The 13688-nt window shown below is 69.9% G+C and carries 16 protein-coding genes; 9 read left to right on the top strand and 7 right to left on the bottom strand.

Annotation, left to right across the window (positions count from 1 at the left end; all coding sequences use genetic code 11):
- Window positions 1-112 precede the first annotated feature (112 nt).
- Both nhaA and FCL41_RS15730 read left to right on the top strand, forming a co-directional pair.
- Window positions 113-1525, top strand: coding sequence for a Na+/H+ antiporter NhaA (nhaA, locus tag FCL41_RS15735; protein ID WP_212723056.1), 1413 nt, complete (start codon window positions 113-115; stop codon window positions 1523-1525).
- Between the two features lie 59 nt (window positions 1526-1584).
- Entirely contained in the window at window positions 1585-2670 is a 1086-nt protein-coding gene (locus FCL41_RS15730) for a PP2C family protein-serine/threonine phosphatase (RefSeq protein WP_137064747.1), read from the top strand.
- Here the strand turns inward: FCL41_RS15730 and FCL41_RS15725 are convergent.
- The 4 genes from FCL41_RS15725 to FCL41_RS15715 form a co-directional block, all read right to left on the bottom strand.
- A complete protein-coding gene (locus FCL41_RS15725) occupies window positions 2661-3116 on the bottom strand; it encodes a hypothetical protein (protein WP_137064748.1) in 456 nt (151 codons plus the stop codon). The two genes, FCL41_RS15730 and FCL41_RS15725, sit on opposite strands and share 10 nt — an antisense overlap.
- A gap of 54 nt (window positions 3117-3170) precedes the next feature.
- Window positions 3171-3446 (bottom strand): hypothetical protein, encoded by a 276-nt coding sequence (locus tag FCL41_RS15720; RefSeq protein ID WP_137064749.1) that lies wholly within the window; start codon window positions 3444-3446, stop codon window positions 3171-3173.
- Between the two features lie 362 nt (window positions 3447-3808).
- Window positions 3809-3955 (bottom strand): hypothetical protein, encoded by a 147-nt coding sequence (locus FCL41_RS17175; RefSeq protein ID WP_170970170.1) that lies wholly within the window; start codon window positions 3953-3955, stop codon window positions 3809-3811.
- A 32-nt stretch (window positions 3956-3987) separates the two neighbouring features.
- Window positions 3988-4506, bottom strand: a complete 519-nt coding sequence (locus FCL41_RS15715; RefSeq protein ID WP_137064750.1) for a gamma carbonic anhydrase family protein — start codon at window positions 4504-4506, stop codon at window positions 3988-3990.
- An 80-nt stretch (window positions 4507-4586) separates the two neighbouring features.
- Between FCL41_RS15715 and FCL41_RS15710 the strand changes: the two genes are divergently transcribed.
- The 5 genes from FCL41_RS15710 (at window position 4587) to FCL41_RS15690 (ending at window position 8487) form a co-directional block, all read left to right on the top strand.
- The gene (locus FCL41_RS15710; protein ID WP_137064751.1) at window positions 4587-4901 is read left to right on the top strand and encodes a hypothetical protein; all 315 of its coding nucleotides are present in this window, start codon (window positions 4587-4589) and stop codon (window positions 4899-4901) included.
- A gap of 89 nt (window positions 4902-4990) precedes the next feature.
- A complete protein-coding gene (locus FCL41_RS15705) occupies window positions 4991-5200 on the top strand; it encodes a PspC domain-containing protein (protein ID WP_137064752.1) in 210 nt (69 codons plus the stop codon).
- A 96-nt stretch (window positions 5201-5296) separates the two neighbouring features.
- A complete protein-coding gene (locus tag FCL41_RS17670; RefSeq protein WP_137064753.1) occupies window positions 5297-6754 on the top strand; it encodes a fatty acid desaturase in 1458 nt (485 codons plus the stop codon).
- 92 nt (window positions 6755-6846) lie between these two features.
- Window positions 6847-8034: a zinc-dependent alcohol dehydrogenase gene (locus tag FCL41_RS15695; RefSeq protein ID WP_137064754.1), complete on the top strand. Its 1188-nt coding sequence runs from the start codon at window positions 6847-6849 to the stop codon at window positions 8032-8034.
- Window positions 8035-8112: 78 nt separating this feature from the next.
- Entirely contained in the window at window positions 8113-8487 is a 375-nt protein-coding gene (locus FCL41_RS15690; RefSeq protein ID WP_137064755.1) for a hypothetical protein, read from the top strand.
- On the opposite strand, the gene FCL41_RS15685 is transcribed toward FCL41_RS15690, so the two are convergent.
- Window positions 8478-9281, bottom strand: coding sequence for a DEAD/DEAH box helicase family protein (locus tag FCL41_RS15685; protein ID WP_137064756.1), 804 nt, complete (start codon window positions 9279-9281; stop codon window positions 8478-8480). The genes FCL41_RS15690 and FCL41_RS15685 overlap by 10 nt on opposite strands.
- Window positions 9282-9430: 149 nt before the next feature.
- Between FCL41_RS15685 and FCL41_RS15680 the strand changes: the two genes are divergently transcribed.
- Window positions 9431-9874, top strand: coding sequence for an SRPBCC family protein (locus FCL41_RS15680; protein ID WP_239021680.1), 444 nt, complete (start codon window positions 9431-9433; stop codon window positions 9872-9874).
- Between the two features lie 52 nt (window positions 9875-9926).
- Here the strand turns inward: FCL41_RS15680 and FCL41_RS15675 are convergent, their stop codons facing one another.
- Window positions 9927-10403 carry a DUF4383 domain-containing protein gene (locus tag FCL41_RS15675; RefSeq protein WP_137064757.1) on the bottom strand — a complete coding sequence of 159 codons (477 nt, stop codon included), beginning with the start codon at window positions 10401-10403 and terminating at the stop codon, window positions 9927-9929.
- A gap of 183 nt (window positions 10404-10586) precedes the next feature.
- Here FCL41_RS15675 and FCL41_RS15670 point away from each other — a divergent pair, with 183 nt between their 5' ends.
- The gene (locus FCL41_RS15670; RefSeq protein WP_137064758.1) at window positions 10587-11573 is read left to right on the top strand and encodes a TIGR03557 family F420-dependent LLM class oxidoreductase; all 987 of its coding nucleotides are present in this window, start codon (window positions 10587-10589) and stop codon (window positions 11571-11573) included.
- An 85-nt stretch (window positions 11574-11658) separates the two neighbouring features.
- On the opposite strand, the gene acs is transcribed toward FCL41_RS15670, so the two are convergent.
- On the bottom strand, window positions 11659-13632 hold the full coding sequence (gene acs, locus FCL41_RS15665) for an acetate--CoA ligase (protein WP_137064759.1): 1974 nt from the start codon (window positions 13630-13632) through the stop codon (window positions 11659-11661).
- Between the last annotated feature and the right edge of the window lie 56 nt (window positions 13633-13688).

Raw genomic sequence — 13688 nt, 5'->3', positions numbered from 1 at the left:
GCGGGGATCGTCGCGCACGGCCCGTTGGTAGTGTGGCGATCGGAGCGCCGGGAAGTCTGGTCGGCTCGCGCCGGTGGGGCGCGGTGATGCATGACCGACTCCGAGGAGAGATGTGAGCCCGTCCAGCCCGCAGCAGAAGTGGCGCGACCCCAACGAAGTGTGGTCCCGCGGCCCGACCTGGAGCCGCAGCGAGAGACCGCTGGCCCGTCTGGTCGCCCGCCCGGTGCAGGAGTTCATGCGCATCGAGGCGGCCGGTTCGATCCTGCTGCTCCTGGCCACGGTCGCCGCGCTCGTGTGGGCCAACGCCTCCCACTCCTACGACACGTTCTGGCACACCCCGATCACCATCGAGATCGGGTCGTGGACGCTGAGCGAGTCGTTGCAGCACTGGGTCAACGACGCGTTGATGGTGATCTTCTTCTTCGTCGTCGGCCTGGAGATCAAGTACGAGCTCGTGCAGGGCGACCTGCGTGACCCGCGCAGCGCGGCCCTGCCGATGATCGCTGCGGTGGGCGGCATGCTGGTCCCGGCGGGGATCTACGCAGCGATCAACGCCGGGGGTGACGGCAGCGCCGGCTGGGGCATCCCGATGGCGACCGACATCGCCTTCGCGGTCGGCGTGCTGGGCGTCCTGGGCCGCCGCATCCCCGGGCCCGCGCGCCTCTTCCTGCTGACGCTGGCGGTGGTCGACGACATCGGCGCGATCTTGGTGATCGCCGTCTTCTACACCTCAGACCTCTCCCTGCCAGCCCTGGCGCTGGCCATCGCCGGACTCCTGGTGATGGTCGCGATGCGCGTGATGCGCGTGTGGAACCGCTGGGCGTACGTCGTCGTGGGCGTCGGCGTCTGGCTTGCCCTGCTCTCCTCCGGGGTGCACGCGACGCTGGCCGGCGTGGCGATCGGCCTGCTGACGCCGGCGATGCCGTTGCTCAAGGAGGAGGTGGCGCGTCGCTACGCGGTCGAGACGTTGCGCGACGACCACCTCGACCCCGAGGAGATCGCGCGCCTGCGCTTCCTGCTCGACGGATCCGTGCCGACCGTCGAGCTGCTCCAGTCGCGGCTGCACCCGCTGTCGGCCTACGTCGTGCTGCCGCTCTTCGCCCTCGCCAACGCCGGCGTCGCGTTGAGTCTGGACGGCCTCGGGAAGGCCCTCACCTCCGAGGTGGGTCTGGGCATCATCGTCGGCCTGGTGGTCGGCAAGCCGCTCGGCATCCTGCTCTTCACCGTGCTCGCGGTGAAGCTGGGGGTGGGCCGCCTGCCCGAGGGGACGACCTGGCCGATGGTGGTCGGTCTGGGGGCCGTGGCAGGTGTCGGCTTCACCGTCTCGATCTTCATCGCGAGCCTCTCGTTCCCGGGTGCCGTGCTGCTCACCGACGCGGCCAAGGTGGGCATCATCGCGGCCTCGGTGCTCGCTGCCCTGGTGGGAGTCATCGTCCTGCTCGTGGCGACTCGCCACGTCACCCCCGAGGACCAGGGCGATGACTTGCCTGAACCGCAGGTCCCAAACGCGGGCGCCACTGCCTGACGTACGTTAGGTTTGGCTTTCTCGCTAGCGGCTTCGCTCCGCGCGGAAGGACGGCGGAGATGACTCCTGAACAGAGAGTGGTGCTGGGGCGCGTCGCCGTGGCCCTGATGGGACTGCTCCTGGCGGCCGACCTCGTCTTCGAGGTGGCCCTCTCGCCGCTCTTCGCGCTCGCGCCCGTGATCGGGAGCATCGCACTGCGCACCCGCCACACCACCTACCTGGCCCTCACCGCCACGCTTCTCGCGCTCGTCTCCGACAGGTGGAACGACAACGCCTGGGACGCCCAGCACGTGGTGCGCGTCGTCGACGTCGCGCTGATGAGCGCCGTGGCGGTGAGCATCGCCTGGGTGCGCCGTCGGTCGGCCGCACGTCTGGGCGCGCTCAAGGTGCTCGCAGAGGTCGCGCAGTACGCGGTCCTTCCGGTCGTTCCGTCGACCGTCGGTCGCACGGGGGTGGCGGTCCGTTACGAGTCCGGCACCACGGACACCGTGATCGGCGGCGACCTCTACGACTGCTACCACTCGAGCACCCACATCCGCTTCCTGATCGGCGACGTCCGTGGCAAGGGGATCGAGGCGGTCGAGCAGTCAGCGCGCGTCATCCGTGCCTTCCGCCAGGCGGCTGCCATCGAGCAGGAGCTGGAGACGGTGGCGGTGGAGATGAGCCGCTACCTGCAGCCGTTCTTCAGCGACGAGGAGTTCGTCACCGCCCTCCTGCTCGACACCACCGAAGCCGGCCGGGTCCGCATGGTCAACGCCGGTCACCCGGCGCCCCTGCTGGTGCGGGCCGACGGCTCGTCGGAGTTCGTGGAGCGCGACGCCGACCTCCCCCTGGGGCTGGGGCTCTTCTTCGCCACCCACGAGTTCACCTGGGAGCCCGGCGACCGCCTGCTGCTCTACACCGACGGCGTCACCGAGGCGCGTGACCGCCGCGGGGAGTTCTTCGACCTCGGTCGTCACGCGGACGTGCTGACCGATCCCTCGCTCGAGCTCGCGTTGACGCGCCTGCTGGAGTGCGTGCGTGATCACTCCTCGGCCCACGAGCTCGGTGACGACGTCGCCGTCATGCTCATGGAGCACAGCCCGAACGTGAAGACGCCTGAGTCGGTCGTGAACGACGGCGACTGGCTCGAGCTCTACGCGTAGTCGTCGACCGGGCCGCCGTCGTACGGCTCCTCGGCAGGCTCCGGCTCCGCGGGGGCCGGGTCGGGCTCGCGGAAGATCGTCTCCAACGCCTCCGCCACCACCGGCAGGCACTCGGCGAGGGGACGCGCGTACGCCGTCTTGAGCTCGGCAGAGAGTGCGCCCGCGCCGACCGCGTACACCGTGGAGGGCAGGGACCGGCCCTCGAGGTCGATGCGGGCGATGAGTCCCGTGGTCTGGTCGAAGTCGATGGTGAGGTCGGTGGAGTGGCCGCGCTGCCACTCCTCAGGGCTGGCCTGTGGCAGCCAGGGGAACTGCTCGCCGAAGGCGCGCTGCGGGGCGAAGAACGTGACGCCGTCCCACCCGCCCTGGGCGGCCGAGAAGCCTGCCGGGGTGAGGGTCTCGCCCAGGGTGGCGTCGAGCAGGGCGAGGAGGTCGTCGTCGGTCACGGCAGCAGTCTGCCCGGTGCCGCCGACGCTTCTGACCGCAGTGGTGACGCCGCCTCACATGCCGCACATCCACCACCCGCCGCCGAGGTCGACGGGCTTGAGGCAGGCCATGCCGAACATGTCCTGGCCCGACGGGGAGGCGCGGGGTGACCACCAGTAGCCGCCGGCGTCGTCCGGGATGCCGAACCACTGCACGAAGAAGAACGCCTCGGGCTCTCCCGTCGGGTCGTCCTCCTTCGCGACGAGGCCGTTCGCGGTGAGGTGGTCGAGGGAGTCCGGCAGAGCGTCCCCGTAGTAGGCGTCGAGGCAGCAGTGGGTCTGCGCCCACACCGCTGCCTCGTCGAACTCGTCCCGGCGTTCCTCAAACCAGACACGGGGGTCACCTTTGACATTGCTCCCACCCACCATGACTTCGTGAACCAGGGCTCGCGCTCCGATGGCACCAGCCCACAGGGTGGCTGAGCTGAGGACGAGGCCGGCCACGAGGGTGACGGCGACGACCGCGCCAGTGCGCCACCGGCGAGGTGGGGCGGGTGAGTGGGGCAGCAGTCGGTCGGGCGGCGGGACAGGTGTCATCGGCTTCTCCTCCGGTCGCCTCGACCGTAGGTCCGGACGGCAGTCCAAGGCGGTTCGTGCACCGAACCTTCACACCTGTGCGCGAGTTTTCACCTCAGCGCCGTCAGCAAGCGCCGTCAGTCGTCGTGCAGCGCCTCGTGCTGGGCGACGTTGCGTACGTCGTCGGGCTCGGGCGAGTGGCCGCTCTCGACACTCGTGACGGTGTCGTCGAGAGCCGGAGCGGTCGGGAGCTGGCTGTACCTCTCGCCCGGAGTCCTGACCATGGGTTCACCGTAGACCCGCGGTGCTCGCCCTGTCAGCCGATGACCGTGGCGCCGCGGTGGGTCTCGCGGTGCGTCTCGTAGACGGCGGCGTTGCGGTGCAGCTTGGCGACCTCGTCGTCGGTCAGCTCGCGGCGGACCTTCGCGGGGACGCCCGCGACCAACGTACGCGGGGGCACCTCCATGCCCTCGGTGACCAGCGCGCCGGCGGCGATGAGCACCTCGTCGCCGATCACGGCGCCGTTCATCACGGTGGCGCTCATGCCGACCAGGACGTGGTTGCCGATGGTGGCACCGTGCACGACCGCGCCGTGGCCCACCGAGACGCCCTCCCCGAGTGTCACGGGCTTGCCCGGGTCGACGTGGAAGACGCAGTTGTCCTGCACGTTGGCTCCCTTGCCGATGGTGATCGGCTCGTTGTCGGCGCGCAGCACGGCGCCGTAGAAGACCGAGGCGCCCTCGGCCAGGCGTACGCGGCCGATCAGCGTGGCGGTGGGGGCGACCCAGGCGGTGTCGTCGATGGCGGGGGCGTGGTCACCGAGCGAGATCAGCATGGGGGCGAGGGTAGCGCGGTCGCGTCGTGGGCTCGACCAGAAGCGTGACGGGGGAGCGCGGTGGCCCTAGGGTCGTCGACATGACGAACGGGGGGAGCTCGCGGTTGCGCGGAGCCATTCGTACGTTGGTCGTCGCCGTCGGCACACTCGTCGCGGGATGGGTCATGCTGCCGGGCTTCATCGTGCTGCTCCTCACGGCGCCTGGTTATGGCTCCGGCACCACCTTCGGCGTCCTCGGCGGCTCCGGCACCACCGTCACCATCCTCGGCCTGTACGTCATCGGGGTGCCCGTCGCCGCCCTGGCGCTGACCCTGTGGCTGAAGCGTCCGGTCACCGGGCTGGTGGGCTTCCTCGTGGGAGTGGGCGCCTCGGTGTTCATGCTGGGCCTCTTCTGAGTCGATCCCCGGGTCGAGTCAGGGACGATCCCGATGGTCTGGCGCGCGGCTGCGAGGGAGGCTGGTGGAACAACCCACCAGGAGGAACCATGTCGAACATCCGCGCAAGCTTCGGCCAGCGAGGGCTCTACCGCCCTCGTGACCGCAAGGTGATCGCCGGTGTCTGCGCCGGTCTCGGCCAGCGCTTCGGCCTCGGCCCGTGGACGGCTCGGCTGCTCTTCGTGCTGCTGCTGATGGTGGTGCCGGGCAGCCAGCTGTTGATCTATCCGGTGCTGTGGATCCTGATGCCGGAGGAGTGAAGCGGACCGAGGCTGCTGTGACGCTTGTCACGCGTTCGCGTCTTCTCTACCGTGAGGTGTAAACCCCGTTTACACCCCGCGCGCTGAGGAGTCGCCATGGCCAGCGGCAGCACCGTCACCCCTGAGTCCACCGCGCAGTGGCGCGACCGCAAGCGGTACCTCTGGCTGATCGGGCTGGTGGTGCCGTCCCTGGCCTTCGTCGGCTACGCCGGCTACGGAGCGACCGGGTGGGGCGCCTGGTTGTGGCTGGGTCCGATCGTCATCCTGGTCATCGTCCCGGCCATCGACCTGGTCGCCGGGCTCGACCGCTCCAACCCGCCGGACGACGTGATCGAGGCGCTGGAGAACGACCGGTACTACCGGTGGATCACCTACCTCTACCTGCCCATCCAGTACACGGCCTTCGTGCTCGCGATGTATCTGCTGATGCGCGGAGACCCCCTCGGGTGGGCGCCCGAGCTCGGGCCGGTCGACCGGATCGGGCTGGCGATCTCGATCGGGTGCATCGGTGGCATCGGCATCAACACCGCGCACGAGCTGGGTCACAAGAAGGAGTCGCACGAGCGGTGGCTCTCCAAGATCGCGTTGGCGCAGGTCGCCTACGGCCACTTCTACATCGAGCACAACCGCGGCCACCACGTGCGGGTGGCGACGCCGGAGGACCCGGCCAGCAGCCGCATGGGCGAGAGCTTCTACCAGTTCTGGCCACGTACCGTCCTCGGCTCGGTGAGGTCGGCCTGGCGCCTGGAGAAGCGGCGGTACGCCCGCCGCAAGCAGCACCCCTTCCGCCTGGGCAACGACGTGCTCAACGCCTGGCTGATGACCGCGGGGCTCTGGGCCGGGCTGGTGGCCTGGCTGGGGGTCGGCCTGCTGCCCTACCTGGTGCTCCAGGCGCTGGTCGGCATCTCGCTGCTCGAGGTGGTCAACTACATGGAGCACTACGGGATGCTCCGGCAGAAGGTCGGCGTCGGGGAGCGCCAGCGCTACGAGCGCGTGGATCCCAGCCACAGCTGGAACTCCAACAACATCGCCACCAACGTGCTGCTCTACCACCTGCAACGCCACAGCGACCACCACGCGAACCCGACGCGGCGCTACCAGGCGCTGCGCGACTACAAGGAGTCTCCGGTGCTGCCCACCGGATATGCCGGCATGATCGTCCTGGCCATCGTGCCGGCGGTGTGGCGGCGCGTCATGGACCCGCGGGTGCTGTCTCACTTCGACGGTGACCTGACCCGGGCCAACCTGTCGCCGCGCAAGCGGGAGAAGATCCTGGCTCGGTACGCCGGGGACGACGCCCCAGCCCCGTCCGTGCCGCGGCCACGCGTCGAGGCGCTCCCGGGGGCCGTGCCTGAGGTGCTGGCCGCCAGGTGCCCGGGCTGCGACTACACCTACGAGGTCGCTGCGGGCGACGAGCACGAGGGGTTCGCCGCCGGGACGGCGTGGGCCGAGATCCCCGAGCGCTGGTGCTGCCCCGACTGTGGGGTACGGGAGAAGGTCGACTTCGTGCCGTGCGACCCGGCGGAGACGGCGACGGGCGTCGCATCGGCGTGATGCCGTGTACGACCACCCAGAGCGGGGTAGGGGCCAGAGCCAGGGCTCACACACACCGGAGCCCTTCCCCCGACCTGAAGGTGGTTTGCGCAATGAAGGCAGTGACTTGGCAGGGCGTTCACGACATGCAGGTCACCGAGGTTCCCGACCCCCGCATCGAGGAGCCGACGGACATCGTCATCCGCGTCACCTCGACCGGTCTGTGTGGCTCTGACCTGCACCTCTACGAGACGCTCGGCGCGTTCATGGAGCCCGGTGACGTCGTCGGGCACGAACCGATGGGCATCGTCGAGGAGGTCGGGGCCGACGTCACCAAGGTGGCGGTCGGCGACCGGGTGGTCATCCCGTTCAACGTCTCGTGCGGTTCGTGCTGGATGTGCGACAAGCAGCTCTACAGCCAGTGCGAGACGACTCAGAACCGGGAGCACGGCACCGGCTCCAGCCTCTTCGGCTACTCCAAGCTCTACGGGCAGGTCCCCGGCGGTCAGGCGGAGTACCTGCGCGTCCCGTTCGGCAACTTCCTTCCGGTCAAGGTGCCGCACGAGCACTCCGACGACCGGTTCCTCTTCCTCTCCGACGTGCTCCCGACCGCCTGGCAGGGCCTGAAGTACGCCGACGTCCCCGACGGCGGCACCCTGCTCGTGCTCGGCGCCGGCCCGATCGGTGACATGGCGGCCCGCATGGGCGTACGCGCCGGGCACCGCGTGATCAGCGTCGACCGTGTCCCCGAGCGTCTGGCCCGCGTGCAGGCCTTCGGTGCGGAGACGATCAACTTCGACGACGTGAAGAGCGACGGCGGAGTGGCGGCGGTGGTCCGCGAGATGACCGACGGCCGCGGCGCCGACTCGGTGATCGACGCCGTCGGCATGGAGGCCCACGGCTCGCCGGTGGCCCAAGGCCTCCAGAAGTTCGTGGGGCTCCTGCCCGACGCGATCGCCGAGCCGATGATGAAGAAGGCCGGCATCGACCGGCTCGCGGCGCTGCACACGGCGCTCGAGGCCGTACGCCGCGGCGGCACCGTCTCGCTCTCGGGTGTCTACGGCGGTGCGGTCGACCCGATGCCGATGTTCCAGATGTTCGACAAGCAGGTGCAGCTGCGGATGGGCCAGGCCAACGTGCGCGCCCACACCGACGAGCTGCTCGCCATGCTCGTCGAGGACGACCCGTTCGGCGTCGACGCCTTCGCCACCCACCACCTCCCGCTGGACGAGGCGCCGCAGGCCTACCAGCACTTCCAGAAGAAGGAGGAGGGCATGGTGAAGGTGGTCTTCAAGCCCTGACTCTCGTTGCGGGCTGGGGCCGCTCACAGATGACCAAAGGTCCTGCCGTCACGCCGTCGACTCCCTAGAGTCGGCGGCGTGATGGACAGTCCCGCCTTTGTCTTCTTCGTCTTCGGTGCGCCTGGAATTCTGGTCATCGGCTGGGTGGTCGGCAGGGCGTCTGGGCGCAAGGCCGCCTTCGTGGGCGTCTCGCGCTGGCTCGAGCAGCAGCGAAGCGAGCGCGTCGCCCGCTGGGAGCCGGAGCCGTTCGTGTCGGCTGGGGAGCCGGGCACGCCCCTGCGGTTGGTCTCCGACTACGAGGACGCCATCTACGAGGCGGCCCGGCAGAGTGCACGCGCGCAGTGGACGGACGAGGACGAGACCGAGCACGCCCGCATCGCCGCGGAGCTGCACGCGCGCGTACGCCGTCTGCGCGCGGAGGTGCTGGCGCGGATCGGTGAGCCTCAGACGTGACCGCTGAGCTGACCCAGCCGCTCCGCCAGCGCGTCGACCATGGCGCTGGCCTGCTTCGCCGAGATGGGTGAGTTGCGCTCGCCCTGGCTGGAGACCGGCAGCACGTCCACGGAGAGCTTGGCGCCGCCGGCCAACGCTCGGAGTTCGTCGATCTTGTTGGCGAACGGGCTGCCGCTGCCGGGTGAGTAGTACCGCACGACCTCGTCGATGTCGTCGGCGAAGAGGTCGGCCTTGGTCACGGCGATGACCAGCCAGACCGGCTTGTCGCGACGCACTGCCATCGAGGCGATCCGGTGCGCGGTGATGGCCCAGTCCTCGAGCTCGGCGGCCAGCTGCTCCTCGCGGGTCGCGGTCGCCGCGCCGGTGGTCCCGGCCGTACGCCGCGGGGTGGCGTAGCCGTTGGCCACCACGTGGATCACCCCGTCGACGGGCTCGTCGTGGAAGACCTCGTCCAACGCACCGAGCCGGGTGGCGGCGTTGTCGCCGGGCACGACCAGGAAGCGGAAGCCACGCAGCCGGGCGGAGCGCCGCGTACGCCGCTCCATCACCGCCGAGCCGACCTCCGAGACGCCGGCCCCGGACGTACGCCGCGCGAGGCGGTCCGCGAGCTGGGTCTTGCCGACGCCGGTCATGCCGGTGACCGCCACGGTCGGGAAGCGACGACGGAAGAGGTGGCCCACCCGTTCGGGCGCCGCCGCCAGCCCGGTCAGCACGCCACCCACGATGGTGGCTCCGACCGCCGAGCGGGCCGGGCTGGGCAGGATCGTCCGGATCTTGGTGCCGGTGCGGGACACGGGGCCTCCTGGGCCGGGGAGTCGGCGGTGAGCCATCGGATGACGGGTCGGGACGAGCCTACGGGCGGGCGGGCACCCCAGCCATCGCGCGGCGCGGCGTCCGGACGAAGGCCGTCCCCCTGGGGGGCTGGCTCTGGGAGCATGGCCGGGTGACCGTGCACCTGGAGATCGAGACCTGGTCGGACCTCAGCCCCGAGCAGCTGATGGAGCGTTCGCTGGACATCGACCTCCACCTCTCGTCGATGGCTGACTCGGACGAGCGCGCCGTCGGCGGGGTGACGAGCGGACTCATCACCCTGGGCGAGGAGGTGTCGTGGCGAGCGAGGCACCTCGGCATCTGGTGGTCGATGACGTCGCGTATCACCGTGCTCGAGCCTGGACGACGCTTCGTCGACGAGCAGGTCCGAGGACCTTTCAAGCGTTTCCGTCACGAGCACCGGTTCGACGCGGTCGACGGACGGACCCGCATGGTCGACACCATCGACTTCGACGCCCCCTTCGGCCCCCTGGGGTCAGTCGCCGAGCGCCTTGTCCTCGCTCGCTACCTGGAGCGACTGATCAGGACCCGGAACGAGCACCTGCTCCAGGGCTGAGCGCCACCGCCACCGCGGTCCGTGCTCAGCCCTGCTGGGGCATGGACACCTCTCACATCGGCGCGTCGCTCCCGATGCCGCGACGCTCCTTGCTGAGCAGCAGGCCCAGGCCGACCATCGCGATGGCGAGCACCAGGTGCAGCCAGTCGTCGGCGCTGTTGAGCGGGACGAAGTTGGCCTCGTGCTCGCGGTCGACGACCACGCCGTAGAGCCAGACCACGGCGTAGCCGAGCCCGCCCACGACCAGGTAGATGCGTGCTGAGTTCCACGAGCGGGCCAGGGCGAGGCCGGCGACGCCGTAGAGCAGGTGGATCACGTTGTGGAGCACGGAGACCTGGAAGATCCCGAGCAGCATCGCCTTGGAGTCGTGCCCGGCGAACTTCATCGTGTCGTAGTCGGTCGTGATGCCCGGGATGAACCCCGCGACACCCACCAGCAGGAACACCACGCCGAAGACGAGGGCACACAGCTGCATCTGGGTGGAGGTCACTCCCGACCGGGTCGGGATCCTTTCTGGTCGAACAGACATGGTGCGTCCTTTCGTGGAGGAACGTCAGGTCACGTCGGAGGGACGCCACGTCCTGGCCCCCTCCAGTGCCATCGGAGCACTGGTACCCGCTCGTTCCCGAACGATGCAGGGCCGCACCCGGTGCGTACGAGCCTCCCGATGACGCAGGCATGACCGAGGTGAGCGTGGGGTACGGGTCTCGGCATGAAGCTGGGATACACGTTGATGACCGAACAGTCGGGCCCTCGTGAGCTCGTCCGCTATGCCCAGGGCGCGGAGGCGGCCGGGTTCGACTTCGAGGTGAGCAGTGACCACTACTTCCCGTGGCTGGCGAGCCAGGGGCACTCCCCGTACGCCTGGAGCGTCCTCGGTGCGGTCGCCCAGGTCACCGAGCGCGTGGAGCTCATGACGTACGTGACCTGCCCGACGCGGCGCTACCACCCCGCGGTGGTGGCGCAGAAGGCCGCGACCATGGGCGTCCTGAGCGAGGGGCGCTTCACGTTGGGGCTCGGGTCGGGGGAGAACCTCAACGAGCACGTCGTCGGTGCGTGGCCCGCCGTCGAGGTGCGGCAGGACATGCTCGTGGAGGCCATCGCCATCATCTCCGAGCTGCTGGACGGCGCGATCCTGGACTTCCAGGGGGAGCACTTCCAGGTGCACAACGCACGGTTGTGGGACCTGCCGGACGAGCGGGTGCGCATCGCCGCCGCGGTCTCCGGGGAGCGGGGCATCGACCGCTTCGCACCACTCGTCGACGACATGGTGGCGGTCGCCCCCGAGGCCACGCTGGTCGAGGCCTGGGACGCGGCGCGCGGTGGCTCCACGGGCCGCAAGATCGGTCAGCTGCCGATCTGCTGGGGCCCCGACGAGGCAGAGGCCCTTGCGCTGGCCCACGACCAGTTCCGTTGGTCGCCGCACGGGTGGCGCGTCAACGCCGAGCTGCCGGGACCGGTGGCCTTCGCGCAGGCCACCACCACGGTGCGGCCCGAGGACGTCGCCGAGGCGATCGCTTGTGGTCCCGACCTCGAGCGCATCGTCGAGAACGTGAAGGCGTACGCCGATGCCGGGTTCACGGACCTGGCACTGCTGCAGGTCGGCGACCAGCGACAGGAGGAGTTCCTCGAGGTGGCCGAGGCGGAGCTGCTGCCGCGGCTGCGGGAGGCGCTCGGGACGGACGGCGGGGACGCCTGAGGGGGCACACCACGTACGCCCGCACCACGCACGACGGCCGCGCCCCTCTCGGGACGCGGCCGTCGTGCGTACGGGCTCGGGCGACTCAGCTCTTGGCCGTCGCCTCCTCGCGGGCCTTGATCAGGTCCATCACCGACGAGTCGGCCAGCGTGGTCACGTCACCGACGTCGCGGCCCTCGGCCACGTCCTTGAGGAGGCGGCGCATGATCTTGCCGGAGCGGGTCTTCGGCAGCTCGGGCACCACCATGATCTGGCGCGGCTTGGCGATCGCTCCGATCTCCTTGGCGACGTGGTTGCGCAGCTCGGAGACGATGTCGGCTCCGCCGTCGCCGGCGTTGTCGCGCAGGATCACGAAGGCGCAGACGGCCTGGCCGGTCATGTCGTCGGCGGCGCCGACCACCGCGGCCTCGGCGACCTTGGGGTGCGAGACCAGCGCCGACTCGATCTCGGTGGTCGAGAGCCGGTGGCCCGACACGTTCATCACGTCGTCGACGCGACCGAGCAGCCAGATGTCGCCGTCGTCGTCCTTCTTCGCGCCGTCACCGGCGAAGTAGAGCCCCTTCCAGCGCGACCAGTAGGTGTCGATGAAGCGCTGGTCGTCGCCCCAGATGGTGCGCAGCATCGCCGGCCACGGCTCCTTGAGCACGAGGTAGCCGCCGGACCCGTCGGGCACCGAGTGGGCATCGTCGTCGACCACGTCGGCGACGATGCCGGGCAGCGGACGCATCGCCGATCCGGGCTTGCCGGCGGTCACGCCGGGCAGCGGTGAGAGCAGGATCTGACCCGTCTCGGTCTGCCACCAGGTGTCGACGATGGGAGCCTTGTTGGCACCAATGTGCTCCCGGTACCACATGTAGGCCTCGGGGTTGATCGACTCACCGACCGAGCCGAGCAGGCGGATCGAGGAGAGGTCGAACTTCGCCGGGATGTCGGCGCCCTGCTTCATGAAGGTCCGGATCGCGGTCGGCGCGGTGTAGAAGATCGTCACGCCGTACTTCTCGATGATCTCCCACCAGCGGCCCTTGTGCGGCGCGTCGGGGGTGCCCTCGTACATCACCTGCGTCGCGCCGTTGGCGAGCGGTCCGTAGACCATGTAGGAGTGGCCGGTGACCCAGCCGACGTCGGCGGTGCACCAGTAGACGTCGGTCTCCGGCTTGAGGTCGAAGACTGACCAGTGCGTGTACGACGTGCCGACCAGGTAGCCACCGGTGGTGTGCAGGATGCCCTTCGGCTTGCCCGTCGTGCCGGAGGTGTACATGACGTAGAGCGGGTGCTCGGCGTCGTGCATCTCGGGCGTGTGCTCGGTCGAGGCGCCGTCGACGACGTCGTGCCACCACACGTCGGTGCCCTCGTTCCACGCGACGTCCTGCCCCGTACGCCGCACCACCAGCACGTTGCGTACGGTCACCTCGCCCGCGGCCCGGACCTTCTCGACCGCCTCGTCGACCGCCGGCTTCAGCGCCGACGGGGCGCCACGGCGGTAGCCGCCGTCGGAGGTGACCACGACCTCCGCGCCGCAGTCGGTGATGCGCGAGGCGAGGGCGTCGGAGGAGAAGCCGCCGAAGACCACCGTGTGCGGGGCGCCCAGACGGGCGCACGCCAGCATGGTCACGACGGTCTCGGGGATCATCGGCATGTAGATGGCGACCCGGTCGCCCTTCTTCACGCCGAGCTCGGTGAGCGCGTTGGCCGCCTTCGACACCTCGTCCTTGAGCTCGGCATAGGTGATGTCACGCGTGTCATCGGCGGGCTCGCCGACCCAGTGCAGCGCGACCTTGTCGCCGCGACCGGCCTCGACGTGGCGGTCGACGCAGTTGACCGAGGCGTTGATCTCGCCGCCGACGAACCACTTCGCGAAGGGCGGGTTGCTCCAGTCGAGCACCTGGTCCCACTTCTTGCCCCAGTCGAGGCGGTCGGCGGCCTCGGCCCAGAAGGCCTCCCGGTCGCTCGCCGCGCGCTCGTACGCCTCCGCCTTCACGTTCGCGTGGGCGGCGAGCTCGGCCGGCGGCTCGAAACGGCGGTTCTCGTGCAGCAGGTTGGACAGGGTCTCGTCGGCCATGGGGCATCCTTCACGCGTGGCTTGTGATGGTGGTCACCCCAAAGGTATTGCGCGTC

This window comes from Nocardioides jishulii, from assembly GCF_006007965.1.
In the GTDB taxonomy this organism is placed as follows: domain Bacteria; phylum Actinomycetota; class Actinomycetes; order Propionibacteriales; family Nocardioidaceae; genus Nocardioides; species Nocardioides jishulii.
This window is presented reverse-complemented; position numbering and strand designations above follow the sequence as displayed.

Coding starts and splice junctions, on each gene's coding strand:
- FCL41_RS15730 (WP_137064747.1), top strand. CDS start 1,585: ATGACTCCTGAACAGAGAGTGGTGCTGGGGCGCGTCGCCGTGGCCCTG.
- FCL41_RS17175 (WP_170970170.1), bottom strand. CDS start 3,955: ATGGTCAGGACTCCGGGCGAGAGGTACAGCCAGCTCCCGACCGCTCCG.
- FCL41_RS15715 (WP_137064750.1), bottom strand. CDS start 4,506: ATGCTGATCTCGCTCGGTGACCACGCCCCCGCCATCGACGACACCGCC.
- FCL41_RS15710 (WP_137064751.1), top strand. CDS start 4,587: ATGACGAACGGGGGGAGCTCGCGGTTGCGCGGAGCCATTCGTACGTTG.
- FCL41_RS15705 (WP_137064752.1), top strand. CDS start 4,991: ATGTCGAACATCCGCGCAAGCTTCGGCCAGCGAGGGCTCTACCGCCCT.
- FCL41_RS17670 (WP_137064753.1), top strand. CDS start 5,297: ATGGCCAGCGGCAGCACCGTCACCCCTGAGTCCACCGCGCAGTGGCGC.
- FCL41_RS15695 (WP_137064754.1), top strand. CDS start 6,847: ATGAAGGCAGTGACTTGGCAGGGCGTTCACGACATGCAGGTCACCGAG.
- FCL41_RS15675 (WP_137064757.1), bottom strand. CDS start 10,403: ATGTCTGTTCGACCAGAAAGGATCCCGACCCGGTCGGGAGTGACCTCC.
- FCL41_RS15670 (WP_137064758.1), top strand. CDS start 10,587: ATGAAGCTGGGATACACGTTGATGACCGAACAGTCGGGCCCTCGTGAG.
- acs (WP_137064759.1), bottom strand. CDS start 13,632: ATGGCCGACGAGACCCTGTCCAACCTGCTGCACGAGAACCGCCGTTTC.